25 protein-coding genes are annotated in these 24593 nt (G+C 69.2%); 10 read left to right on the top strand and 15 right to left on the bottom strand.

What is annotated here, in order from left to right; all coding sequences use genetic code 11:
* Window positions 1–92 precede the first annotated feature (92 nt).
* Together WS61_RS24340 and WS61_RS24335 are read left to right on the top strand one after the other, a co-directional pair.
* Window positions 93–947, top strand: coding sequence for a DJ-1/PfpI family protein (locus WS61_RS24340; RefSeq protein ID WP_059504241.1), 855 nt, complete (start codon window positions 93–95; stop codon window positions 945–947).
* Between the two features lie 66 nt (window positions 948–1013).
* Complete coding sequence (locus WS61_RS24335; RefSeq protein ID WP_059504239.1) at window positions 1014–1487, top strand: SgcJ/EcaC family oxidoreductase; 474 nt, start codon at window positions 1014–1016, stop codon at window positions 1485–1487.
* A 101-nt stretch (window positions 1488–1588) separates the two neighbouring features.
* Here WS61_RS24335 and WS61_RS24330 read toward each other — a convergent pair whose 3' ends face one another.
* From WS61_RS24330 to WS61_RS24320, 3 genes are all read right to left on the bottom strand, one after another.
* The gene (locus tag WS61_RS24330) at window positions 1589–2536 is read right to left on the bottom strand and encodes a GlxA family transcriptional regulator (protein ID WP_059504237.1); all 948 of its coding nucleotides are present in this window, start codon (window positions 2534–2536) and stop codon (window positions 1589–1591) included.
* A gap of 159 nt (window positions 2537–2695) precedes the next feature.
* Complete coding sequence (locus WS61_RS24325) at window positions 2696–3217, bottom strand: GNAT family N-acetyltransferase (RefSeq protein ID WP_059504235.1); 522 nt, start codon at window positions 3215–3217, stop codon at window positions 2696–2698.
* 69 nt (window positions 3218–3286) lie between these two features.
* Window positions 3287–4030, bottom strand: a complete 744-nt coding sequence (locus WS61_RS24320) for an SDR family oxidoreductase (RefSeq protein ID WP_059504233.1) — start codon at window positions 4028–4030, stop codon at window positions 3287–3289.
* A 309-nt stretch (window positions 4031–4339) separates the two neighbouring features.
* On the opposite strand from WS61_RS24320, the gene WS61_RS24315 reads away from it, so the two are divergent.
* Window positions 4340–4723: a hypothetical protein gene (locus tag WS61_RS24315; protein ID WP_059504231.1), complete on the top strand. Its 384-nt coding sequence runs from the start codon at window positions 4340–4342 to the stop codon at window positions 4721–4723.
* A 167-nt stretch (window positions 4724–4890) separates the two neighbouring features.
* On the opposite strand, the gene WS61_RS24310 is transcribed toward WS61_RS24315, so the two are convergent.
* Complete coding sequence (locus tag WS61_RS24310) at window positions 4891–5751, bottom strand: helix-turn-helix transcriptional regulator (protein WP_059504229.1); 861 nt, start codon at window positions 5749–5751, stop codon at window positions 4891–4893.
* A 95-nt stretch (window positions 5752–5846) separates the two neighbouring features.
* Between WS61_RS24310 and WS61_RS24305 the strand changes: the two genes are divergently transcribed.
* Entirely contained in the window at window positions 5847–6740 is an 894-nt protein-coding gene (locus WS61_RS24305) for an SDR family oxidoreductase (RefSeq protein ID WP_059504366.1), read from the top strand.
* 8 nt (window positions 6741–6748) lie between these two features.
* On the opposite strand, the gene WS61_RS24300 is transcribed toward WS61_RS24305, so the two are convergent.
* The 5 genes from WS61_RS24300 to WS61_RS35805 all read right to left on the bottom strand — a co-directional run bounded on the left by WS61_RS24300 (window position 6749) and on the right by WS61_RS35805 (window position 11189).
* Window positions 6749–7738, bottom strand: a complete 990-nt coding sequence (locus WS61_RS24300) for a zinc-dependent alcohol dehydrogenase family protein (RefSeq protein ID WP_059504227.1) — start codon at window positions 7736–7738, stop codon at window positions 6749–6751.
* Window positions 7739–7861: 123 nt separating this feature from the next.
* Window positions 7862–8764, bottom strand: coding sequence for a LysR family transcriptional regulator (locus tag WS61_RS24295; RefSeq protein WP_059504225.1), 903 nt, complete (start codon window positions 8762–8764; stop codon window positions 7862–7864).
* A 79-nt stretch (window positions 8765–8843) separates the two neighbouring features.
* Window positions 8844–10223: an FAD-containing oxidoreductase gene (locus WS61_RS24290; protein WP_059504223.1), complete on the bottom strand. Its 1380-nt coding sequence runs from the start codon at window positions 10221–10223 to the stop codon at window positions 8844–8846.
* Between the two features lie 182 nt (window positions 10224–10405).
* Window positions 10406–10984, bottom strand: a complete 579-nt coding sequence (locus WS61_RS24285) for a hypothetical protein (RefSeq protein WP_059504221.1) — start codon at window positions 10982–10984, stop codon at window positions 10406–10408.
* A 46-nt stretch (window positions 10985–11030) separates the two neighbouring features.
* Window positions 11031–11189, bottom strand: a complete 159-nt coding sequence (locus tag WS61_RS35805) for a hypothetical protein (protein ID WP_257127358.1) — start codon at window positions 11187–11189, stop codon at window positions 11031–11033.
* A 149-nt stretch (window positions 11190–11338) separates the two neighbouring features.
* Between WS61_RS35805 and WS61_RS24280 the strand changes: the two genes are divergently transcribed.
* The 5 genes from WS61_RS24280 to WS61_RS24260 all read left to right on the top strand — a co-directional run bounded on the left by WS61_RS24280 (window position 11339) and on the right by WS61_RS24260 (window position 17171).
* Window positions 11339–11977 carry a LysE family translocator gene (locus tag WS61_RS24280; protein WP_059504219.1) on the top strand — a complete coding sequence of 213 codons (639 nt, stop codon included), beginning with the start codon at window positions 11339–11341 and terminating at the stop codon, window positions 11975–11977.
* Between the two features lie 310 nt (window positions 11978–12287).
* Window positions 12288–13082 carry a DUF3348 domain-containing protein gene (locus tag WS61_RS24275; protein ID WP_059504217.1) on the top strand — a complete coding sequence of 265 codons (795 nt, stop codon included), beginning with the start codon at window positions 12288–12290 and terminating at the stop codon, window positions 13080–13082.
* A 10-nt stretch (window positions 13083–13092) separates the two neighbouring features.
* Window positions 13093–15900 carry a DUF802 domain-containing protein gene (locus WS61_RS24270; RefSeq protein WP_059504216.1) on the top strand — a complete coding sequence of 936 codons (2808 nt, stop codon included), beginning with the start codon at window positions 13093–13095 and terminating at the stop codon, window positions 15898–15900.
* Between the two features lie 3 nt (window positions 15901–15903).
* Window positions 15904–16548 (top strand): OmpA family protein, encoded by a 645-nt coding sequence (locus tag WS61_RS24265; RefSeq protein WP_034205413.1) that lies wholly within the window; start codon window positions 15904–15906, stop codon window positions 16546–16548.
* Entirely contained in the window at window positions 16545–17171 is a 627-nt protein-coding gene (locus WS61_RS24260; protein ID WP_059504215.1) for a DUF2894 domain-containing protein, read from the top strand. The genes WS61_RS24265 and WS61_RS24260 overlap by 4 nt, the downstream gene beginning before the upstream one ends.
* A 33-nt stretch (window positions 17172–17204) precedes the next feature.
* On the opposite strand, the gene WS61_RS24255 is transcribed toward WS61_RS24260, so the two are convergent.
* From WS61_RS24255 to WS61_RS35800, 5 genes are all read right to left on the bottom strand, one after another.
* Complete coding sequence (locus tag WS61_RS24255; RefSeq protein WP_059504213.1) at window positions 17205–17777, bottom strand: NADPH-dependent FMN reductase; 573 nt, start codon at window positions 17775–17777, stop codon at window positions 17205–17207.
* Window positions 17778–17833: 56 nt separating this feature from the next.
* Window positions 17834–18424 carry a hypothetical protein gene (locus WS61_RS24250; RefSeq protein WP_059504211.1) on the bottom strand — a complete coding sequence of 197 codons (591 nt, stop codon included), beginning with the start codon at window positions 18422–18424 and terminating at the stop codon, window positions 17834–17836.
* A gap of 105 nt (window positions 18425–18529) precedes the next feature.
* Complete coding sequence (locus WS61_RS35040) at window positions 18530–18751, bottom strand: hypothetical protein (protein ID WP_156441875.1); 222 nt, start codon at window positions 18749–18751, stop codon at window positions 18530–18532.
* A 250-nt stretch (window positions 18752–19001) separates the two neighbouring features.
* Window positions 19002–20285 carry an isoprenylcysteine carboxylmethyltransferase family protein gene (locus tag WS61_RS24245; protein ID WP_059504208.1) on the bottom strand — a complete coding sequence of 428 codons (1284 nt, stop codon included), beginning with the start codon at window positions 20283–20285 and terminating at the stop codon, window positions 19002–19004.
* Between the two features lie 127 nt (window positions 20286–20412).
* Window positions 20413–22785: a collagen-like triple helix repeat-containing protein gene (locus WS61_RS35800; protein ID WP_157692783.1), complete on the bottom strand. Its 2373-nt coding sequence runs from the start codon at window positions 22783–22785 to the stop codon at window positions 20413–20415.
* A 362-nt stretch (window positions 22786–23147) separates the two neighbouring features.
* Here WS61_RS35800 and WS61_RS24230 point away from each other — a divergent pair, with 362 nt between their 5' ends.
* A complete protein-coding gene (locus WS61_RS24230) occupies window positions 23148–23546 on the top strand; it encodes a carboxymuconolactone decarboxylase family protein (RefSeq protein WP_027782376.1) in 399 nt (132 codons plus the stop codon).
* Between the two features lie 62 nt (window positions 23547–23608).
* Here WS61_RS24230 and WS61_RS24225 read toward each other — a convergent pair whose 3' ends face one another.
* A complete protein-coding gene (locus WS61_RS24225; protein ID WP_059504202.1) occupies window positions 23609–24592 on the bottom strand; it encodes an alpha/beta fold hydrolase in 984 nt (327 codons plus the stop codon).
* Window position 24593: the final 1 nt, after the last annotated feature.

Below are 24593 nucleotides of genomic sequence, written 5' to 3'. Positions count from 1 at the left end.
CACGTTCGCCGCGCCGTTCGCCGTGGCGGTTATTTCATCCGGCCCGGCGAGGTTGCGCTCGCCGATGGGCCGAAGTGCAAGGAGCAATCATCTTGACCGACAGTAGCGATAACCATGCCTCTGCCAGGCAACTCACGCGGGCAGGCCGTTCGCGCCGCGATGTCCTGAAGTTCGGCAGCGCCGCCACCCTCGGCGCCGCACTGGGCGGCGGCGCGTTGCTCGGGCACGCCACGCCTGCGCTGGCGCAGACGGGCAGCGCAGGGCTGCTCGCGCCGAACGAGCCGTTCGATATCCTGATCGTCAATTATGACGGCGGCACGCTGCTCGACTTCGCGGGCCCCAGCGAGATTTTCCACCGGTTACCGAATACGAACGTGCGCTATGCGAGCCTCGATGGCGGCGACGTGACGCTCGAATTCGGCGTCGTGTACGGCAAGACCGAACGGCTGGCCGACATCGACAAGACCGACATGATTCTCGTGCCCGGCGGGTCCAATTTGTCGGCGCCGATGCGGCCGGCGTATCAGGCGCAGATCCGGCGCCTGGCGGAAAGTGCCAGACATGTGACGTCGGTGTGCAACGGCTCGCTCGTGCTCGCCGCGACGGGTGTGCTCGACGGCAAGCGCAGCGCCTGCCACTGGGCCTTCCTCAACAAGCTGTCCGAGTATGGCGCGATTCCCGTGCCCGATCGCTTCGTCGAGGACGACGACGGCCGCTTCATGAGCGGCGGCGGCGTGACGGCGGGCATCGATTTCGCGCTGCGCGTGGCGGCGAAGCTGCGCGGCCGGCAGGCGGCCGAATACACGCAACTCGTCGTCGAATACGATCCCGATCCGCCGTTCCACTCCGGTCATCCGAGAGATGCGCGGCCCGAACTCGTCGCGATGGTCGACAAGAAGCTGCCCGGCGCATCGAAGGGACTCGCACGCGTTCCCGGCGTTCGTTGACGCGCTTGCGGGCCATGCGTGCGAATCACCTCCTCTTCAATTCAAACCCGATTCGGAACTCACTCGATGCGACAGATTCATCTTCGTACTGCTGCGTTTGCAGCGTGCATGTCCTTCTTTGCATTCACGGCGCCGGCTATCGCCGGTGGCGCGCAACGCCCGCCCGAAGCGGCCATCAAGGCCGAGAACACGCGCTGGGCGGATGCCTTTGCGCGAGGGGACTACGACGCGATAAGCCGCCTCTATACCGACGACGGTACGCTCTTGCCGCCGGGAGGCGACAAAGTCACGGGCCGCCGCGCGATCGCCGAGTACTTCACCAACGGGTATGCCGGATCGAAACCCGGCACCGTATCGTTCAGCAACGACGAGTTCTACGGTGACGACCGGGTCGTGACGGAGGTATCGGACGTGGAGGTTCGAGACGGTGAGGGAAAGCTCAAGATCCGCGCCAAGCAGACGCTCGTCTTCCTGAAGCAGGGCGGCACGTGGAAACTGCATCGCGACATGTGGAACGCTTACCCGCCGGTCAAGGACTGACTATCGCTGACGGCCGGCGAATTGGCGCGCTACGTGCTCACGCGCCCATAGCCGGTTAGCGGGAAGTGGGCCATGCAGCGCGCCGATCGGCAGGCGACCGATCAGCGCGCTGCGTTCGACCTGCTCTCGCGACGAACCGCTTGCGGCGGGTGTCCAAGCAGCTTGACGAACGCTCGGCGCATCCGTTCCGGATCGGTGAATCCCACCGCCAGCGCAATCTGTTCGATCGGTTCGCTGCCGCCCTGAAGGCGCAGCCTCGCTGCTTCGACGCGCAAACGCTCGACGGCCCTCGCCGGCGTTTCGCCGGTTTCCCGGCGAAACGCACGCCCGAACTGCCGCACACTCAAGCTGGCGGTATCGGCGAGCCGCTCGACCGGCAACGCTTCGGCCAGATGTTCCCGGGCGAAATTCAGCGCGATGCGGATGCGATCCGATTCCGGCTCCATCCGCGACATCGCGGAGAATTGCGACTGCCCGCCGGGCCGCCGATACGGAACGACCAGCAGCCGCGAGACCTCGCGCGCGATCTCCGCGCTCATGTCCCGTTCGATCATGCCGAGCGCGAGGTCGATGCCGGACGCGATGCCCGCCGACGTCCAGACATGACCATCGACGACGTAGATACTGTCGCCGTCCACCCGCGTGCGCGGGAAGCGTGCCTGCAATTGCGCGGCGTAGCGCCAGTGCGTCGCCGCTCTCAAGCCGTCCAGCGAACCGGTTTCCGCCAGCAGAAATGCGCCCGTGCACACGCTGGCCACCCGCGACGCGTTGGCGGCCAGCTTGCTGGCGGCGGCGATATTTTCCGGTGTCTGCATCGGGGCGATATCGCCGCCGACGAACACGACGGTGTCGAACGCGCGCCTGCCGATCGGTTTCGTGTCGATCGAAAGGCCGGTATTGCCGGGAATCGGGCCGCCGGAGGGCGAGACGACGTGAAGATCGTAGGGCGTGTGGCCGGCGGCCGTGGCCACCTGATTGAAGGCCGACAGCGGCCCGCCGAGATCGAGCGCGTCGTAGCCGCGGCAAACGAAGAATCCAATTCGATGCATGACGAAGCAATGAGTCGATAGCGCCGGAGTGGCGGATTTTACCGGGAACCCTCGAATCGTGCCATTTGGCTCGAAACGACGGCAGGGCGTCGCTTACGCCGTCGTCGATCGACTGTATCGGTTTGCGCCGCGTTCACGCGATGCCGACAGGAAGCGCTGTCAGCGACGATAGATGAATTCGAGATCGGTCGATTCGCCGACCTTGAAATCGTACGTGCCGACACGCTTGAAGCCTGCCTTTTCGTAGAACGCGATGGCCTTCGCGTTGCCCGACCACACGCCCAGCCATACCGGGCCGGGGCGCGTCGCGGCGAGATACTGGAGCGCGGCGTCGAACAACGCCCGTCCGGCGCCGGTTCCCTGCGTGCTGCGGCGCAGATAGATCTGATGGATCTCGCCCGCACCGTCCGCCACGTCCGGGTGGGGAAGCTTGCACGGCCCGGCATGCGCGTATCCGACCAGCGAGCCGTCGTCGCCTTCCGCGACCCACGTCCGGCACTGCGGGTCGCCGAGCTGCTCGGCGATCGCCGCAACCGAGTACGTCCGGGCTTCGTACTCGGCCAGATCGTCCGGCGGATAGTCGATGCCGAACCCGTCCTGCAGAAAGGTTTCGCGAAACGTATCGCGCTTCAATTCGGCGAGCGGGACGGCATCGGCCAGTGTCGCAACGCGGATCAACATCGAGCATCTCCAGGTTCGGTGTCGGGCCGACAGTTTATCCCGGGCGACCTCGGGCAGACGCGTCGTCCGCTAGCCCGCGACCGTCGCGGTCGGACGCACGACGATCTCGTTCACGTCGACATCGGCTGGCTGCGCGATCGCATACGCGATGGCCGCCGCGATCGCGTCGGGTTCGAGCGCGATGCTGCGGTATCGCGTCATCGCTTCGGCGGCGACCGGGTCGGTAATCGTGTCGGCCAGCTCGGACGTGACGACACCCGGGCAGATGCACGTGACGCGCAGCTTGTCGTTCTCCTGCCGCAAGCCTTCGGAGATCGCGCGTACCGCGTATTTCGTCGCGCAATAGACGGCGGCCGTCGGCGATACCCGCAATCCGCCGATCGACGACACGTTGACGATCTGGCCGAAGCCCTGCCGATTCATCACCGGCAGGGCGGCCGCGATGCCGTACAGCACACCCTTGATGTTCACGTCGACCATGCGGTCCCACTCGTCGACCTTCAGCGACGCCATCGGAGACAGCGGCATGACGCCCGCGTTGTTGACGATGACGTCGATCTGCCCGTACTCGGCGAGCGCGGCGTCGACGAAGGCGACGCTGTCGCTGCGCTGCGTGACGTCGAGCGCGCGCCAGGCCGCGGTGCCGCCGTCGGCGCGAATGTCGTCGGCGAGCGCGGCCAGGCGTTCGGTGCGGCGCGCACCGAGCATCAGGCGCGCACCGCGCGCGCCCAGATAGCGGGCGGTGGCTTCGCCGATGCCGCTGCTCGCGCCGGTGATCAGGATTACTTTCTGTTCGATGTCGTGGCGGGTCATGTCCGTTCCTCGGTGGGAGATGAAGAACCGACAGCATCGCGCGGAAGCATGCGTGACCGTTATTCCGCAAGTCCGCATTTCTTGCACGATTCTCCGAGAATGCGTGGGGCACGATCCGGCGCGCGGTCGCGCCTGCTACTTCCCGATCCGGGAAACATGCCGATTTTGCAGTGCAGCGGAAGGCGGCGACGCTCCCGCGGCCGGGCCTCCGTAACCCGCCGAAACCCCGGCGCGGCAATCATGCGGATGCCGATGGTTGACCGCCCGCGGACATGCTAGGATTTCCGACAAACAACTCCGGAGACTGCGATGCCGTTCATCTGCGAAAACGTCGAATGTCGTGCCGTGCTGGCTCGCGGGCAGGTCAGGCACCATCAGGAGGACGCAGGCTGGTGCTTCTACTGCCCCGACTGCAACGCCAGGAACGAGTTGATGAATATCGGCACGGCCAGCGGCCCTGTCGAGCTGGTTCAGCCGGAGCGGGCCAGCCCGCCGCACAAGGTCGTCGCGAAGGCCCGGCCGCTGGACGATGGCCGGTACGCGGCGCAATTGAGCGTCCAGCGGGCGCTCGCCGTGAAAGGCACCTACGCGGCCGAAGAGCACTGGGATCAGCTCGGCGTATTCGGCGACGCGCAGGAAGCCGTCGCGCATGCGAAGTCTTTCGCCACGGACCTGCTGCAGCGCGCGGCATAGTCGGTACTTTTCCGTGAATGAACCAGGGGCGTCGCGCATCCGCGCGCGACGCCCCTTTGCGTTTTCCGCGCGCGTTCGTCAGTGGTCGATATCGAACGGCACATACTACTTCGCGATCCGTCGATCCGTGTCGTGCGGAATCAAGCCCCCGGGAAAGCAGTGCGCGGTCACACGGCCGGCGCTTGCACCGTGCTGCGTGCCCGTTCGCGGGCCGTGACGAGCGCCCGGATCCGCGCGCGGTCGTCCTGCGTCGCCGGCGTGAAGATCACGAGGCTCAGATCCGGGCGGCCGGTGACCGTGAACGCCGAATATTCGAACGCGATCCGGCCGGCCTGCGGATGGCGGATCTCCTTCGTGCCTTCGTGCTGCGAATGGATTGCGTGGTCGCGCCACATCGCGTCGAATTCGGCGCTCGTCGCGCGCATCTCATCGACGAACGCCTGCACGGCCTGCGTCGCGCCGCTGCGCGCGACGTCCGCACGAAACGCACCGACCGCGAACCGCGCGATGCGCTCCCAGTTCGGCTGCACGGCGCGCACGCGCGCGTCGACGAAGATCAGCCGCAGGATATTGCGTGCGGCCGGCGGCAGTGTCGCGTAGTCGGTCAGCGTCGCGGCCGCTGCGTCGTTCCACGCGACGACGTCCCAGGTCGCCGTGCGGATGATCGCCGGGCTCGCGTCGAGCGAATCGAGCACGTGCTGCAGGCGCGGCGTCACGCTGGCCGGCGCGTGATAGCGCACCTCGGGCGGGTGGCCGACGCCGAGCAGGAACAGGTGCTCGCGCTCGGCCTCGTTGAGCATCAGCGCGCGGGCGAGCCGGTCGAGCACGTCGGCCGACGGCGCGCCGCCGCGCCCCTGTTCGAGCCAGGTGTACCACGCGGCGCTCACATGCGCGCGCTGCGCGACTTCCTCGCGCCGCAGGCCCGGCGTGCGGCGGCGCGTGGCCGGCAGCCCGAGCGCGGCCGGGTCGAGTTTCTCGCGGCGGTCCCGCAGGTACGCGCCGAGCAGGTTGTCGGGGGCGTCAGCCATATCCTGTTAGTTCGTTTACCGGTAAACCGTCACGGCTTCACCGCGAGCGGCCATCGGCACATAGTAAGCCTCCATTTCATCCGGAGGTGCTGAACATGCGTGTCTTTGTTACGGGAGCATCGGGATTCGTCGGCTCGGCCGTCGTGGCCGAACTCGTGGCGGCCGGGCACTCGGTGCTCGGGCTGGCGCGGTCCGATGCGGCCGCGGCGTCGGTTGCCGCGGCCGGCGCCGACGTCCATCGCGGGTCGCTGGAGGATCTCGACAGCCTGACGCGCGGCGCCGAGGCCGCCGATGCGGTGATCCATACGGGATTCAATCACGACTTCTCGCGTTTCGCGCAGAACTGCGAACTCGATCGCCGCGCGATCGAGACGATCGGCGCGGTGCTCGCCGGCTCGGCGCGGCCGCTGGTCGTCACGTCGGGCCTCGCGCTCGTCGCGCCCGGCCGGGCGGCGACGGAGGACGATCCGCACGTGCCGGTGTCGGCGAGCTATCCGCGTGCGTCCGAAGCGACCGCGGTCGCGTTGGAAGCGCGCGGCGTGCATGCGTCGGTCGTCCGCCTGCCGCCGTCCGTGCATGGCGACGGCGATCACGCGTTCGTGCCGCGCCTGATCGCGTTCGCGCGGGAGAAGGGCGTATCGGCGTTCATCGGCGACGGTGCGAACCGCTGGCCGGCCGTGCACCGGCTCGACGCGGCGCGCGTGTACCGGCTCGCGATCGAACGCGGCGCGGCCGGTGCGCGCTATCACGCGGTCGACGATACGGGCGTGCCGTTCCGCGAGATCGCCGAGGTGATCGGCCGCCGGCTGAACGTGCCGGTCGTCGCGAAGTCGGCGGCGGAAGCCGGCGAGCACTTCGGCTGGTTCGCGATGTTTGCGGGGATGGATGCGCCCGCAACCAGCGAGCGCACGCGGGCATCGCTCGGCTGGGCGCCGACGCAGCCGCGGCTGCTGGCCGATATCGACCGGCCGCGGTATTTCGAAAGCTGACGAGCGGCTCAGACCGTGACGACGATCTTGCCGACCTGCGCGCCGGCTTCCATGTAGCGGTGCGCGTCCACGATGTCGTCGAACGCGAACGTGCGATCGATTCGCGGCTTCAGCGTGCCGGCCGCGAGCCCGTCGACGATGAAGCGCTTCGCGCGTTCGAGCCGTTGCGCGCTGCCGGTGATCTCGAACAGCTCGTAGCCGCGCAGCGTCAGGTGGCGCGCGAGCAGGTCCATTACCGGCACCGGGATGTCGCGCGTGTCGAGCGCGCCGTACTGGAAGAACGTGCCGCCGGTGGCCAGCGCACGCAGCAGGTTCGCCGCGTCGGGGCCGCCGACCGGGTCGAACACGAGACGCGCGCCGATGCCGCCCGTGATTTCGGCCACCTGTTGCGGCAGGTCGGCGGGGCTGCCGACGATCACGTGCTTCGCGCCTGCATCGAGCAGCGCCCGACGCTTCGATTCGCCGCGCGTCAGCGCGATCGGCACCGCGCCGATCTGGTTCGCGACCTGGATCGCGGCCTGCCCGACGCTGCTCGACGCGGCGCCGACCAGCACCGCATCGCCGCGCTGGAGCCCGCCGAGTTCGATCAGCGCGCCGTAGGCCGTCACGAACATCATCCACGTCGCGGCCGCTTCCTCGAACGACAGGCTCTCCGGATGCCTGACCACCGCATGCGCGGGCACGTTGACCACCTCGCCGTACATCCCGTAGTCGGCGAACGAGAACGCCGGCACCACGCTCACCGCGTCGCCTTCGGCGAACGCCGTCACGTTGCGGCCGACCGCCGCGACCACTCCCGACGCCTCGTAGCCGAGCGACGCCGGAAAACGCGGCATGAACGTGTATTCGCCGCGGCGGAACATGACTTCCGCACGATTGAGACCGATCGCCTTCACGCGTAGCTGGATGTCGTCGGGGCCCGGCGCGGGCACGTCGACGGTGTCGATCTGCAGTACGTCGGGGCCGCCGGTGCGGTGGAAACGAACGATGCGGGCCATGGAGTGCTCCTTCGATGAACGGGTGTCGATGAAGCAGCATCGTAGGCGGGCGCCCGCGCCGGATAAACGCGCGGCCCGATCATTGATTGTTATTCGACGAATAACAATCGGCGCGAACCCGTGTTATGCCGGATAGCGTCGCGCGAACAGTTCGGTCAGCCAGTCGATGAACGCGCGCACCTTGTCGGGCAGATGCGCGCGGTTCGGGTACAGCACCGACACCGGCTTCGGCACGGCCGGCACGCCGGGCAGCAGCTCGATCAACCGACCCGAATCGATGCTCGGCTGCAGCGCGGGCCGCAACGCATGCACGATGCCGAGGCCGGCGAGCCCGCACGACAGCAGCGCTTCCGAGTTGTCGGTGAGCACGCCGCTCGCGAGTTTCACCGCGACGGTTTCGCCGTGCGGGCGGAACGTCCACTCGAGCACGCGGCGATTGCGGCCGGTGAAGAAGTTGACCGCGCGATGCGTACGCAGCTCGTCGAGCGTGCGCGGCAAACCATGGCGTGCGATATAGGCCGGCGACGCGCACGTGGCCATCTGCACCGCGCCGACGGTGCGCGCCACCATGCTCGAATCCTTCAGCGTCCCGACCCGCACCGCGCAGTCGATGCCTTCGCCGATCAGGTCGGCCGGCTGGTCGCTCGTGCCGAGCACGAGTTCGATCTGCGGATAGCATTGCTGGAAGTCGGGCAGCGCCGGGATCACGACCGTCTTCGCGAGCGCGAGCGCGATGTCGATCCGCAGCCGGCCCTTCGGCACCGCGCGCTGCCTGGGGAACGACGCGAACGCGTCGTCGATGCTGCCGAGCAGCTGTACGCAGCGCGCATGGAACGCCTCGCCCTCGGCCGTCACGCTGACGCGGCGCGTGCTGCGGTTCAGCAGCCGGACGCCGAGCTCCTGTTCGAGCTGCTGCACGGCTTTCGTGACGGCCGGCCGATGCAGTTGCAGCGCGTCGGCGGCCTGCGTGAAGTTGCCGCGTTCGACGATCTGTACGTAGATCTGCATCGCTTGCAGGCGGTCCATGGCATTTCCGGATGACGTGGCGAGCGGCCATCTTCGCATACCGCCGCAGCGCGGTGCGCGGCCGCCCGCCTGCCGTGCGTCATTCGACCGGATGCAGATCCTGCAGCAGCGTCGGCACGAGCTCCGACACGGTCGGGTGGATATGCATCGCACGGCTGATCGTCGTGTACGGCGCGCCGGCGGTCATCACGTCGAGGATCCCGTGCACGACTTCGTCGCCGGTCACGCCGAGGATCGCCGCGCCGAGGATCGCGTGGCTGTCCGCGTCGACGATCACCTTCATGAAGCCCTGGCTTTCGCCTTTCTCGACCGCCCGGCCGACGCGCGTCATCGGGCGCGTGCCGACCAGCAGCCGGCGGCCCGTCTGCTTCGCTTGCGCGAGCGTCATGCCGGCGCGGCCGAGCGGCGGATCGATGTACATCGCGTAGGCCGCGATGCGGTCGGACACCCTGCGCGGATCGTCGTCGAGCAGGTTGGCCGCGACGATCTCGTAGTCGTTGTACGCGGTGTGCGTGAACGCGCCGCGCCCGTTGCAGTCGCCGAGCGCCCAGATGCCGGGCACGTTGGTGCGCAACTGGTCGTCGACGGTGATGTAGCCGCGCGCGTCGGTGTCGACGCCCGCGCGGTCGAGCCCCAGATCGTCGGTGTTCGGCACGCGCCCGACCGCGAGCAGCAGGTGCGAGCCCGCGACCTCGCGGCCGCCGCCCGCGCAGTCGAGGCCGACCACGATGCCGTCGCCGTCGCGGCGCGCGCTCAGGCAGTTCGCGTCGAGCTGCACGTCGATTCCTTCGTTCTCGAGGATCTCGCGCACGGCCTGCGACACGTCTTCGTCCTCGCGCTGGATCAGGCGCGAGCCTTTCTCGACGATCGTGACCCGCGAGCCAAAGCGGCGGTACATCTGGCCGAATTCGAGCCCGACGTAGCTGCCGCCGACGATCACGAGATGGTCGGGCAGGAAGTCGACGTCCATCATCGTCGAGTTGGTCAGGTACGGCACCGAGTCGAGGCCCGGCATCGCGGGCACCTGCGCGCGTCCGCCGACGTTGATGAAGATGCGTCCGGCCTCGAGTACTTCATCGCCCACGCGCACCGCGTTCGCGCGTTCGAATCGGGCATGACCCTGAAAGACGGTCGTGTTGTCGAGGCCGCGCACCCATTGCTCGACGCCGTGGTTCGAGCGGCCGGAGATCTGGTCCTTGCGGGCCTTCACCGCTTTCATGTCGACGGTGACGGGGCCGCCGACCGACACGCCGTATTCGCCGGCGCGCCGGGCGAGCTGCGCGGCGTACGCGCTCGCGATCAGCGTCTTGGTCGGGATGCAGCCGGTGTTCACGCAGGTGCCGCCGAAGCGGCCGCGCTCGACGATCGCGACTTTCATGCCGGCGCCGGCGAGCCGCGCGGCGAGCGGCGGCCCGGCCTGGCCGGTGCCGATGACGATCGCATCGAAGTGTTGCGTCATGACGTCCTCCTGTGCGGGGGCAACGAGGAAAGGGGCAGGCGCAAGCCGCATGCCGTGCCGGCGATCGCCCATGGGCGACGAGCGCCTATGGTAGACCCGTTGGCCGGGCGTCGCGAGCGACGCGCGGGCGACGCGCCGGATTGAAAATCGGCGCCGCCGCGGCGTGGGCGCGTACCGGGAGGCTAGTCCTTGCGTTTCCATTGCCCGAACGGCACCGGACGGTGCGCGTCGGCGCGCGTGACGGTGACGTGGTCGGGCTTGTCGTCGAGCGGAAACGATTCGGTGACGATCTGGCTCGAAAACAGCCAGCCATGCGTGCGCGGGTCGTAGCGGAACGTGACGTAGTCGGTCCAGTGCTGCCCGCACGCGACGACATTCTGCACGGTGAAATAGCGGCCCTTCACCGAAAGGCCGTTGTCGGCCGCGTCTTCAGGATCGAACGGATCGCACTGGCCGCCTTCGTTCGCGCGCAGCACGGCCTGGTCGTTGCGCGTGGCGAGCCGGTAGGTGTGGTCGGCCTCTTCCTCGTAGATCAGCAGCGGGCGCGGCGACGGCTGCTCGCGTGTATCGACCGCGCGATGCACGACGACGAGAAAGCTGTGCCGCCCGGTGTCGAGATCGGGGCCGGCTTGCGCGAGCAGCGGCTGGTAGCCGGGCGGCAGTTGCGCGGCGATCGACTTCGGCAGGCCGCTGGCGCGGGCGCCGAGCGAAAGTGCGGCGAGGAGCGGGAGCAGCAGGGCAGAAAGGCGAAGAGCGCGCATGGCGGGCGGTCCGGTTGAAAGGGGAAAAGGGGGCGGTCGCGCGGCGTTACGAATCGCGCCCGGGAAACGCGGCGCCGGGCGCCGGATTGCCGGGCGCGTCGTCGTCGAATCGGAGGCCGGCCGTCGGCCGCGCGACGTACGCGCGAAAGATCGCTTCGACGGCGGCGGCATCGTCGGGATGGCGGGCGACGCGGGTCTCGATCATGGGCGGCGCGGAATGACGGGAAAGAGGGCCAGCATAGCAGCGCACAGCCGCTTCCGGCCACGCGCGAAGCGTGCCAGAATCGACGGCCCCACCGTCGGAAACGACACGCAGGCGCCGGCGCAGCGGCGTCGCTGACCAAGGAGACGTCGATGACCGCATCGGCTGCCGTACTCGCCATCCTGGCTGCGCTGTTTCTCGGCGCGATGATTCCGGGCCCGAGCTTCGTGCTGGTGGCCCGCAATTCGATCGGGCTGTCGCGTCGCGACGGGCTCGCCACCGCGCTCGGCATGGGCATCGGCGGCATCGTGTTCGGCGGCGTCGCGCTGGCCGGGCTCTATACGCTGCTGCAGGCCGTCGAATGGCTGTATGTGGGCCTCAAGATCGCGGGCGGCGTTTACCTGATCTACATGGCGTCGAAGATCTGGCGCGGCGCCGATCGGCCGATCGCGATGGACGATCCGCGGGCGATGGCCGGCGGCAGCGCGCGCAAGTCGTTCTGGACCGGCCTCACGACCCAGCTCAGCAACCCGAAGACGGCGATCTGGTACGGCAGCATCTTCGCGGCGCTGCTTCCGCAGCATCCGCCGTTGTGGTGTTACCTCGTGCTGCCGCCGCTCGTGTTCGCGGTCGAATTCGGCTGGTACACGCTCGTCGCGCTGTGCTTCTCGACGCGTCGGCCGCGTGAACTCTACCTGCGCGCGAAGAAATGGGTCGACCGCATCGCGGCCGGCGCGATCGCGCTGCTCGGGCTGCGGCTGATCCTGAATGCACCGAAAGCGGGGATCTGAGCGCTGCTTCATCAGCGCATGGCAGCGGCCGGCCATGGCCGTCGCCGGTTAGCAGCGGGAATCGCCCGGGCCGCCCGGGCCACTCGCCCCAGCGCGCGTCGGCGTGTCGCGAACGCGTGGCGTCCCGATGGCGCGGCCGCCCACCGGCCGCAGCCGAGCCTGTGTCCCGCCCGTTGCCGCCGCCCGTCGAGCCTTGCGCGACGGGCGTTGGCGCGGGGCGCACGGCGCGCCGAACCGCGCTGCTTTCCCGATTCTGGCGGTCGACTGCCCGACGACGTGTAAACTGCTGCCTTTTTTGACGGTTTGCAGCATGGTGCAAGCATCTCCGCGCCCGGCGTTGAGCGGTCCGACGCTCGTCCGGCTGCTCGCGCGCCTGGCCGATGCCGACGTCGCGGAATCCCGGCAAACGTTGTCCGACCGGCTGAGCCAGTGGCTCGGCTGGACCGACGCGATCACGCTGTCGTCCGCGCTGAACGCGAGCCCGCCGGGCGTCGCGACCGGCGTGCGCGGCTACGACGCGGAGCGCGACTGCGCGCGCGTGCGCCACGACCTCGCGCAGGCGATCACGGCCAGCCACCGGCCGCGTGCGCGGCGGCGGCCGGGCGACCCGCCGCCGCCGGCCGCCGACACGGCCGATTTCGCGGACTTCCGCCAGCGTTATCTGACCCTGCAGCAGGACATGGAAATGGCGATCGGCCAGTTGCGCGGCCGCCTGCGGGTCGCGCTCGCCGCGCGCTCGTCGGGGATGGCGCGGCTCGCGACGCTCGACACGATCATGGAGCGCGTGCTCGGCGCGCGCGAGCGCAGCCTGTTGTCGGCCGTGCCCGCGCTGCTCGGCACGCGCTTCGCGCGGCTGCGCGACGCGGAGCGGCAGGCGCTGGCCGACGCCGAATCCGCGGCCGCGACGGCCGCCGGTTCTGATACGCCCGACGCATCCGCGCCTGCCGCAGAAGGCACGGCGGCCGACACCGCGACCGTCGCGGCGATCGTGCCCGGCGCCTGGCTCGATACGTTTCGCGACGAGATGCAAAGCATCCTGCTAGCCGAACTCGAAGTCCGGTTTCAAACGGTAGACGGGCTGCTCGCGGCCCTTCGCACCTGCTAATCAACACGCTATGTCCAGAATTCGCCTTGATCTCGTTGTCTTCGTCGCCGGTCTGCTCGCAGTGGGCTGGATCGGCGCCGGCTATGTCGCGTCGAACCCGCTGGCGTCGGCCGTCACGCTGCTGATCGGCGCGTGCTACGTCGCCGGCGCATGGGAGCTGCTGCGCTACCGGCAGGCGACCGCCACGCTGTCGCACGCGGTCGCCGGCCTGACTGCCTCGCCCGCGAAGCTCGACACGTGGCTCGATACGTTGCATCCGGGCCTGCGCGGCGCGGTGCGCGCACGGGTCGAAGGCGCGCGCGTCGCCCTGCCGGGCCCGGCGCTCACGCCTTATCTCGTCGGCCTGCTGGTGCTGCTCGGCATGCTCGGCACGCTGCTCGGGATGGTCGTCACGCTGAAGGGTACGGGCGCCGCGCTCGAGAGCGCGACCGATCTCGATGCGATCCGCGCGTCGCTGATCGCGCCGGTGAAGGGGCTCGGGTTCGCGTTCGGCACGTCGATCGCCGGTGTGGCCACGTCTGCGATGCTCGGGCTGTTGTCCGCGCTCGTGCGCCGCGAGCGGATCGAGGCGGCGCAGCAGCTCGACGCGAAGATCGCGACGACGTTGCGCGTGCATTCGTCCGCGCATCAGCGCGACGAATCGTTCCGGCTGCTGCAGCGCCAGGCCGATGTGATGCCAGCGCTGGTCGACCGGCTGCAGACGATGATGACGACGCTCGAGGCGCGCAGCGTCGCGCTGCACGATCGCCAGCTCGAAAGTCAGCAGGCGTTTTTCGAGCGGACCGAGCGGGCGTACGCGGGCCTTGCGTCGAACGTTGGCGACGCGCTGAAGGAAAGCGCCGCCGAAAGCGCGCGCGTGGCCGGTGCGGCGCTGCAGCCGGTCGTCGCCGCGACGATGACGGGGCTCGCGCAGGAGATGGCCGCGCTGCGCGACACCGTGACGGGCGCGGTGCAGCGTCAGCTAGATGGGCTGACGGACGGCTTCGAGAAGACCGCCGGCAACGTGACGGCCGTGTGGAACCGCGCGATCGACGAACAGCGCCGCGCGAGCGATGCCGTCGCGCAGCGGTTGGAGACGACGCTCGGTCAGTTCGCCGACACGTTCGCGCAGCGTTCGTCGGATTTGCTCGACGGCGTCGCGACGCGCCTCGAATCGACCGAAGGCCGCCTGTCGGACGCATGGCGCGAGGCGTTGTCGCGCCAGGAGCAGGCCGGCGAGACGCTGGCCGGCCAGCATGCGCGCGCGCTGGGCGAAGCCGCCGCGACGTTCGAACGCCATTCGGCCGCGACGCTCGCCGCGATGCGCGAGTCGCACGCGGGTTTGCAGACGCAACTGGCGGCGCGCGACGAAGCACGTCTGTCGGCATGGAATGATTCGCTCGCCGCGATGGCCGCGAAGCTGGGCGACGAATGGCAGCGTGCGGGCGTGCACAGCGCGGGCCGTCAGCAGGAAATTTGCGACGCGCTCGCGCAAACGACGCGCGACCTCGCCGCGCAGGCGTCGACGTTCGAACAACGCTCGAATGATTTGCTGTCGACGATTCGTGATTCGCATACCGGTCTGCAATCGCAACTGGCTGCGCGCGATGAGGAACGTCTGTCGGCGTGGAACGATTCGCTCGCCGCGATGGCCGCGAAGCTCGGCGACGAATGGCAGCGTGCGGGCGTGCACAGCGCGGGCCGTCAGCAGGAAATCTGCGACGCACTCGCGCAAACGACGCGCGACCTGGCCGTGCAGGCCTCGACGTTCGAACAACGCTCGAACGATCTGCTGACGACGGTCCGCGAGTCGCACACCGGCCTGCAATCGCAACTGGCTGCGCGCGATGAGGAACGTCTGTCGGCGTGGAACGATTCGCTCGCCGCGATGGCCGCGAAGCTCGGCGAAGAATGGCAGCGTGCGGGCGTGCACAGCGCGGGCCGTCAGCAGGAAATCTGCGATGCACTCGCGCAAACGACGCGCGACCTGGCCGCACAGGCGTCGACGTTCGAGCAGCGCTCGAACGATCTGCTGGCGACGATTCGCGAATCGCACGCTGGCCTGCAATCGCAACTGGCCGCACGCGACGAAGAGCGCCTCGCTGCCTGGAGCGATTCGCTCGCGGCGATGGCGGCCGCGCTGCGCGACGAATGGGCGCAGACGAGCGCGCAGGCCGCGGCGCGCCAGCAGGACATTTGCGACACGCTGGCCCGCACCGCGAACGACATCACCGCGCAGGCGCAGGTTCACGCGAGCGACACGATCAACGAAATCTCGCGCCTCGTGCAGGCCGCGTCGGAGGCGCCGAAGGCCGCGGCCGACGTCGTCGCCGAGCTGCGCCAGCGCCTGTCCGACAGCATGGTGCGCGACACCGCGACGCTCGAGGAACGCAGCCGCCTGCTCGCGACGCTGGAGACGCTGCTCGGCGCGGTCAACCACGCGTCGACCGAACAGCGCGCCGCGATCGACGCGCTCGTCAGCACGTCGGCCGATCTGCTCGATCGCGTCGGCGCGCGCTTCAACGACACCGTCGACGCCGAGACGCGCAAGCTCGATTCGGTGGCCGCACAGGTCACGGCCGGCGCTGTCGAAGTGGCGAGCCTCGGCGACGCATTCGGGATGGCCGTGCAGGTGTTCGGCGAATCGAACGACAAGTTGCTGACCCATCTGCAGCGCATCGAGGCCGCGCTCGAGAAATCGCTCGCGCGCAGCGACGAACAGCTCGAGTACTACGTCGCGCAGGCGCGCGAGGTGATCGACCTGAGCGTGATGTCGCAGAAGCAGATCGTCGAAGACTTGCAGCAGCTCGCCGGCCGGCGGGCGCCCGTCGGAGCGTAACGCATGCACGACGAAATCGACGGCGGCGCGCAATCGGCGCCGGTGTGGCCCGCGTTCGCCGACCTGATGTCGGTGCTGCTCGGCGCGTTCGTGCTGATCCTCGTCGGCGTGATCGGCATGCAGCTTCAGCTCACGGCGAAGCTCGAGGAAGCGGTGCGTGCACGCCAGCTCGAGGCGCAGCAGCGCAAGTCGCTCGAACAGGCCCTCGCCGGGCCGCTCGCGGCCGGCCGCGTGACGCTCGTGAACGGACGCATCGGCATCAGCGGCAACGTGCTGTTCGCGCTGAACTCCGACCAGTTGCAGCCCGCGGGCCGCGACCTGCTGAAGACGCTGGCCAGCCCGCTGGCCACGTACCTGAAGACGCGCGACGAGATTCTGATGGTCAGCGGCTTCGCGGACGACCAGCAGGTGCACGCCGGCAACCGCCTGTTCGCGGACAACTGGGAACTGTCGGCCAAACGCGCGTTGACGGTCACGCGCGCGCTGATCGATGCCGGCGTGCCGGCCTCGTCGGTGTTCGCGGCCGCGTTCGGTTCCGAACAGCCGGTCAGCTCCAATGCAGACGACGAAGGCCGCGCGAAGAACCGCCGCGTGGAAATCGCGCCGGTGCCGCGCAAGTCGGCGTCGAACGGAGGAAAGGCAAAGTGACGGGCGACGCGACGCACGTGCGCGCGACGCTCGACGCATGGCGCGAGCAGGGCGCCGACCGGCTCGATCCCGTGCGCTTTCACCGGATCGACGCGCTCGAACGGCGCGCGGCCCTGCTCGACGGCGCTGCCCGCACGCTGGTCGATGCGCGGCTGGCGACGCTGATCGAAGGGTTCGCGGAGATCGTCGCGCGCGGCAATGACGCCGGCACCCCGCGCGAGACGGGGGAAGCCGCTGCGGAGGCGCCCGCGCGCGGCGCGCTTGCCGCGCTCGTCGAAGGGCTCGCGCGCGATGCGCAGGCCGACCGGCGCGGGCTCGATCCCGAACTCGTCGACTACTTCCGCGCGACGTGGTCGAAAGTCCGCACGGAACAGCAATACCGCCAGTCGCTCGACCAGGTGCCGCGCAACGCGGGGCCGCTCAATTCGAACAGCCTCGTGCACCGCTCGCTCGCGACGATGCGCGAGCTGTCGCCGGACTACCTGCAGCAGTTCCTGTCGTACGTCGATGCGCTCGCATGGCTCGAGGATCTCGTCGGCGGCGGCGCGCAGCCCGAGAAGGAAGCACCGCGCGCGAAAGCGGCCCGGCCCGCGAAGAAGACGACGCGCGCGAAAGTGCGATAACGCCACGCCGCACGCGTTCGGCGTGCGGATCGCCTACCGGCCGGCGCTCGTGACGTCGATCGCCGTGCGCAGCGCGTGCAATGCGCCGACGAGCGCCGACGCGAACGGCGGATGCGCGGCGATGCCCGCCGCGTCGAGCCGGCTCCCGAGGATCGGCAGCGCGATCGACGCGGGCTCGACGATGCGCGCCGACATCACCGACAGCGTTTCGCGCAGCGCCGCATCCGCATGCGTCGCGCGCGGCGACGCGTTCAATACGGCCACGGACTTGTACACGACGGCCTCGCATCCCACGATCCAGTCCAGCGCGTTCTTCATCACGCCGGTTACGCCGTGCGCGTATTCCGGGCTGGCGATCAGCACGCCGTCGGCCGCGTTCAGGCGGTCGATCAGATCGCGCACCGCGGCGGGCGTCGGATATTCGGCATCGGGATTGAACAGCGGGAATTCGCCGAGACGATCGAAGCGTGCGATGCGCATGCCGGGCGGGGCGACGAGCGCGGCTGCGTCGAGGAGTGCCGCGTTGTACGACTGCGCACGCAGGCTGCCGCACAGCGCGACGATGTCGAGCGGGCGGGTGACGTCGGTTCGGGGATCGGCGGTCATCGAAGGGCGTTTTTCGATTGGCGGGTTGAGCCGGCGCGTCGCGTGGGTTCGACGGATTATCGCATCGGCGGTTGGACCGCATCGTTCATCCCGGCCGCCTGCGCGAATTCGCCGATTCCCCACCCGCGCCCGAGCAACAGCCGCCGCGTATGCAGCGCACCGTGCACGTCGTCGGCAACGGTTTCGCCGAGATAGCGCAGCGCGCGGCCTTCGACATCGACGAAGCCATGCCGGTAATCCTGCGCGAGCGCCGTCCACAGCTGCGCGGCGCCGACCGACTGGCGCGCGCCGCTGATCAGGCACAGGCCTGCATCGAGCCCCCAGCGATACAGCGTCGTCGCGAGGCCCTTGCGTTGCGCCGAGCCGCGCAGCCGCGTATGCGGCGCGCGCAGGTAGCGGTCGGCGCGGCGCGGCAGTTCGGGCAGGCGGTTGAACACCGTATAGCCGGCGAGCTGGCGCGCGGCCGGATCCTCGACATACAGGAAGTATTCGCCGTCCGCTTCGCGGTGGCGGACGATCAGGCCCGAGCGGCCGAGTGCGACGGCCGGCAGCCCGTGCAGGCGATGGCCCGGCTGGTGGAGACGTTCATAAAGGGTGTCGAGTTCGTCGTCGATGTCGTGCTGGGAATGCTGTACGTCGATACGCATGGCAAAAGCCGCCCGTCCCGGGCGGTTCGGGAAAGAGGTTCATCGCAAAAGGGAACGGAAGCGGGTGCGGCCCCCGGGCTCGGCGAAGCGAGCCGGGGCCGCGAATCAGCTGGGGATGTGCTGGAAACCGGCGGCGATCGCGGCGAGGCCCGCGATGCAGAGTGCGAACAGGATCAGGACTTTGTGGATCACGCCTCTTTCCTCATGAACGCGCGGCGCCAGGTGGCGTCGCGGAGACGGTGAGCGGCGGGCACGGCCCGCACGGCCGTCGTGCGGGACGACGGTCGGGTGTCCGGCGACGGATCGTGCGCGGACGGCCAGCACCATACGCGACGCGTCGGAGTCGGGCAATCGGACTGACGGAGAAAGGCGACGAAAAGCGGAGAATCGCGGCGTTTCGCGACAATTGGCCGCATGGGGCGTGCCGACACGTTCGGGAGTTATACGCGAAAGCGCATCGTCGAGCGCTGGAGGGCATGCGTGGAAAAGTGTCGTTGCGGGTGCGAAGCCCGCGACAGGCAGGCCGACGCCCATGCGAGGGACGGGAGCGGCATGGAGGCCGCTCCCGGTCGCCACGTCACACCGCCTGCCGCGCGCCGAACGCTTGCCTGATCCGCGCGAACAGCCCGTGCCGTGCGATCCATTCGGCATACGCGCGATAGTCGGGATCGCGCATGAGGTGACGCTCTTCCGTCTTCGCACGCGTGTAGTAGATCAGGTTGACCGCGACGAGCCCCGCGCAGTGCATGAGCCCGATCTGCCAGCCGAGCGGCTCGACGAACGGCACCGATACCATCCAGTACGACAGGTTCTTCGTGATGTAGGCCGGATGCTTCGTGAAGCGGTACGGGCCCGACGTGATGATCCCGCGGTTGGTGAGGTTCGAGAACCGCAGCCCGAACGAGATCGTGCACAGCGCGTAAGTCAGCAGCAGCAGGATGATCGTCGCGCCCCAGATCACGCGCAGCGTCGGCGCCGACAGCAGCCAGTTGTCCCAGAACACCGAGCCTTCGTAGCGGATGTAGTTGTTCGAGATCAGCGACCAGAACGGCTGATAGCAGATCAGCGCGGCCACCCAGCCGAGCGTCGTCGGCTCGACGGTGCGCACGTGGCTGTCGAGGATGCGGAACGTGCACAGGTAGCCGACGGTGCCGAACATCAGGTCCATCGTGAACGAAAGGTCATACATGAACACGAAGGTCGCGATCGTCATCGGCGCATGCATCGCGTTCGCGAGCGACGCGCTCAGGTGATCGGCGTCCTTCGACAGGTAGACGGTCATCAGCGGCAGGAAGAACGCCTTCACGCCCCAGCCGGCCAGCATCTCGCGCACCGGCTTCCAGCTCGCGGGCTGCTCGCGGCGGAACAGGAAGCGGCCCCACAGCAGGTACGCGTCGTCGGTCTCGCGCTGGTGGCGGTCCATCCACGCGAAGTAGAACGGCGCGGCGACGATCACGTACGGCGCGAGCGAGCGCAGCAGCGACCAGAACGGCAGGTAGAACGCGCCGTGGTATTCGGGCAGCAGCCAGTAGATCGCGCCGATGCCCGCGTAGACCGACGCGAGCGCGCCGAGCCGCGTCGCCACGCGCGCGATGCCGAGCGGCCGGACGGCCTGCCGCGACAGCCCCGCGCTCGGACGCAGGTAGACGCGCGAGACGAAGAGTTCGTGCAGCGCGATCGTGCCGATGATCGCGAGGCTCGCGATGACCGCGCGGGTGGCCGCGTCGAGGGCCGGGTGGTCGCGCGTGATCCACAGCGCGAAGAGTCCGGCCGTGATGCCGAGGAGGCCGGCACGCAACGGCGTGGCGGAGCGGGGTGGGTGGTCCGGAGCAGCGACGACGCCGTCGAGCGTGGAGTTCATGATCGGATCCTCGTGGGGATGAGGGCCGGCGCCCCCGCTGGGCGGGTGACGCCGGCCGTCGGCCGGGCTGTTTATGGATGCGCGCCCGGCCATTGGCCTGTCGTTCTGATACGTGATGCGTTGACGCTTACTTCTTGGTGCCGCCGCCCAGCAGACCGCCGAGCAGGTTGGTCACCGGCGACAGCAGGTTGCCGGTGCCGGCGGCGGCGCCGCCGCTCGTGCTGCCGGTCAGGCCGGTCACCACGGAGCCGCTGCCGCCCGGCGTCGTCACGGTGCCGGCTGCGCCGCCGGAGCCGACCGTGCCGGTGGCGCCGGCCGAACCGGTCGGCGTTCCCAGCGCACCCGTGAGCGTGCCGACCGGGCCGCTCGTCAGCACCCCGCCGAGCGTGCCGGACAGGTTGCCGCCCGGCGTCGTGACGGTGCCGGTGAGGCTCGCGCCGAGCGGCGTCAGCGCGTTGACGAGATTGGTGACCGGCGCCAGCAGGCCGCCGAGGCCTGCGCCACCGGTGCCGCTGGTGCCGCCGGTCCCGCTCGTCCCGCCCGTGCCGCTGGTGCCGCTCGAACCGATGCCGCCGAGCGCGCCCGTCACCGTCCCGAGCAGGCCGGTGATCGGCGCGAGCGGGCCGCCGCTGGTGCCGCTCGTTCCGCTGGTGCCGCCCGAACCGCTCGAGCTGCCGCCGCCGAGGCCGCCCGTCAACGTGCCGAGCAGGCCCGTGATCGGGGCGAGCGGATTGCTGCCGCCCGTGCCGCTGCTGGAACTGCCCGCGTTGCCGGCGTTGACGAGGCCGCCCGTCGCCGTCACCGTGTTGCCGAGTTGCCCCAGCGCGCCGCCGAGACTCGTGCCGACCGGGTTGTCGGTCGCGCCGCCGACCTTCGTGCCGGCGAGCGCGATGCCGTTGCCGAGCGTGCTCAGCAGGCCGTTGAGCGGCGTGCCGAGCAGCGTCACGCCACCGAGCGTCTGCGTGACGCCCGGCGTCGTGACGCCGCCGGTCAGCGTATTCGTGATCGGGTTGATCACCTTGCCGAGCTGCGTTTCGAGCTGCTGGACCGGCGAGCTGTTCAGCGCCGTGTTCAGCGCCGATGCCGTCGAATTGACCGCGGTGCCGACCGTGTTGACGAGACTGCCGACCAGGGTCGTCGCCGGCGCGAGCGGCGACAGCGGGCCGGTGCCGAGGCTCGTCACCGCATTGCCGAGGTTGTTGACCGCACCGCCGGCGCCGGTCAGCAGGCCGGTGGTCGACGTCAGCGTCGGTCCGAGCGGGTTCGCCGACACGCCGATCGAACCGAGGCCGGCCGCGACGCCGTTGCCGAGCGATTGCACGCCGTTGCCGAGGCTGCCGACTGCGTTGCCGATGCTGGTGGCCGTCGTCGGGTTCGTGCCGGGAATCTGCACGCCGCCGATCTGAGCGCCGCCGTTCACGACCGTCGTGCCGAGCGCCGTCACGAGATTGCCGGATTTCTGCAGGACGTTGCCGAGGGGAGTGACGCCGGTGCCGGAGGTGCCCGACGTACCGGAGGTGCCCGAGGTGCCGGAAGTACCGGAGGTGCCGGAGGTGCCGGAGGTGCCGGAGGTGCCGGAAGTACCTGAGGTGCCGGAAGTACCTGAGGTGCCGGAAGTACCTGAGGTGCCGGACGTACCCGAGGTGCCCGACGTACCCGAGGTGCCCGAGGTACCGGAAGTGCCCGACGTACCGGAAGTGCCCGACGTACCGGAAGTGCCCGACGTACCGGAAGTGCCCGATGTACCGGAAGTGCCCGAGGTACCGGACGTACCCGAGGTACCGGACGTACCCGAGGTACCGGACGTACCCGAGGTACCGGACGTACCCGAGGTACCGGAAGTACCCGAGGTACCGGAAGTACCTGAGGTGCCGGACGTGCCTGACGTACCGGAGGTGCCCGAGGTGCCGGAAGTGCCTGACGTACCCGAAGTGCCCGAGGTACCGGAAGTACCCGAAGTACCGGAAGTACCCGAAGTACCGGAAGTACCCGAAGTACCGGAAGTGCCCGAAGTACCGGACGTGCCCGAAGTACCGGACGTGCCCGAAGTACCGGACGTGCCCGAGGTACCGGACGTACCCGAGGTACCGGACGTACCCGAAGTACCGGAAGTGCCCGAGGTACCGGACGTACCCGAGGTACCGGACGTACCCGAAGTACCGGAAGTGCCCGAGGTACCGGAAGTACCCGAAGTACCGGACGTGCCCGAGGTACCGGAAGTGCCCGAGGTACCGGAAGTGCCCGAAGTACCGGAAGTCCCCGAAGTACCGGAAGTCCCCGACGTACCAGAAGTCCCCGACGACCCCGAGCTACCGCCACCCGACGTCCCTGACGAACCGCCGCCCGACGTGCCGGAAGTCCCCGACGTGCCGCTCGTCCCGGACGTGCTCGGCTTGATCGTCGGCGGGGTCGTCGGTCCGTCGACCGAGCCGCAGCCGTACAGCGCGAGCAGTGACGAGACGGCCATCGTTACCGTCGTCTTCTTGAAAAGAGTGTGCATGTTGGCCTCGACATTGGAAGTGTGTCGAGGTCTTCACTGCAAATTCCGCGCCATGACAGGCTTCGCGAAATGGTGTCGCGATTTGTTGCGAGAATCGGGAATATCGATGCGATTTAAACGGAGGAATGACGGTTTCGCGCGACAGGCACGCGCGGTGCGCAAACGTCGCGGCTGCGATGTTCCCGTAAGGCGCCGTAACGCGCGGCCGGATGTTACGTAGCGTTCGGGCCGTCCGCGACGCGAGCGGCCGCGAACCGAGCGCCGCGTCTTTGACGAAACCCCGCCGCGCGCACGAACATGGCAGGACATCTCCCGGCTGCCGGCGACGCCGCAGCGGCCCCGACTCCAACCAGGACACGGACATGAGCGAACAGGACAGGGAATACGGCAAGGCGCGGCGGATCGACGTGATGGGCGAGGCGTTCGTCGAGCGCGCGATGCGCGACCTCGACGGATTTTCGCGTCCGCTGCAGGACTGGCTGAACGAACATGCGTGGGGCAGCACGTGGCAGCGGGGCGGGATCGACCTGAAGACGCGCAGCCTGTGCACGTGCGCGATGCTGGCGGCGCTCGGCCGCGGCACGGAGCTGAAGGGGCATATTCGCGGTGCGCTCAACAACGGCGCGAGCCTCGTCGAGATCCGCGAGGTATTGCTGCACAGCGCGCTGTACGCCGGCGCGCCGGCCGCGGTCGAGGCGTTCCGCAGCGCGCGCGAGGTGCTCTCGGATCTCGGGTTGTCGATACCCGACGACGAAGCCTGATTCCGTCGCGGCGCCGGCTCCGACTGCCCGGCACGGAATCCGGCCCGCTTCGTTGCCGCGATCTACGCGATGCGTACTGGCTGCGCGGCGGCATCGACCGACGCGGCGGCCACTTCGAGCAGCCAGTCGGCCGTCGCGTCGGGAAGCGTGACCGGCAGCATATGCCCGCCCTCCACGACCTTCAGCCGCACGCGTGCCGATTTCCTCGCGAGCGCTTCGCCGTGCGCGCGCCAGTTCAGGATCGGATCGGCGCGGCCGTACAGCACGTCGACCGGCAGCGCGAGCTCCGCATAGCGACGCTCCATCGCGGGCAGGTCGACGGGCGCCGACAGCAGGTCCGTCGCCGTCGCGTAGAACACGTGCGGGCGCATCCCGAGCAGGCCGCCGCCCTTGACCGGGAAGTCGCGCGGCACGTCCTCCGGCGCGAACACCTGACGCACGGCGTTGCGACCCGTCAGGATCGTCAGCGGGATCGCGAAGGTCCACGACACGAAACGGCGCACGAGCGGCGACGGCAGCATCAGCGGCTTGAACGGCGCAGGCGGCTCGGTCTGCTCGTGCGACAGCGGCGCGATCAGCGCGAGCCGGCTCACGCGGTCCGCATGATTGAGGCCGACCGCGAGCGCGATCGCGCCGCCGAGCGAGTGGCCGACCAGCACCGGCTTGTCGAGCTTCAGCGCGTCGATGAACGCGGCGACCGTGCGAGCCTGCGCGAACACGTTCGCCTGCGAGGCCGCGCCGCGCAGCGAGCGGCCGGCGCCCGGCCGGTCGATCAGGATCACGCGATGCCGCTGCGCGAGCCGCGTGAGCGGCAGGTACGCGAAATTGCGCCATTGCCCCGCCAGCCCGTGGACGAACACGATCGGCGGGCCGTTGCCGTATTCGACGTAGTGGATGCGGTCGCCGTCGATGTCGACGAAGCGGCCTTCGGGCGGAAACGCGCGCGTCACGCGACGGGCCACGTAACCGGTAAACAGCGCGAGCGCGGCAAGCACCGCGACGACGCCGAGCAGCACGTTCTGGATCAGATGGAGCGTAGGGGTCATG

The organism is Burkholderia sp. ABCPW 11 (assembly GCF_001523445.1).
In the GTDB taxonomy this organism is placed as follows: domain Bacteria; phylum Pseudomonadota; class Gammaproteobacteria; order Burkholderiales; family Burkholderiaceae; genus Burkholderia.
This window is presented reverse-complemented; position numbering and strand designations above follow the sequence as displayed.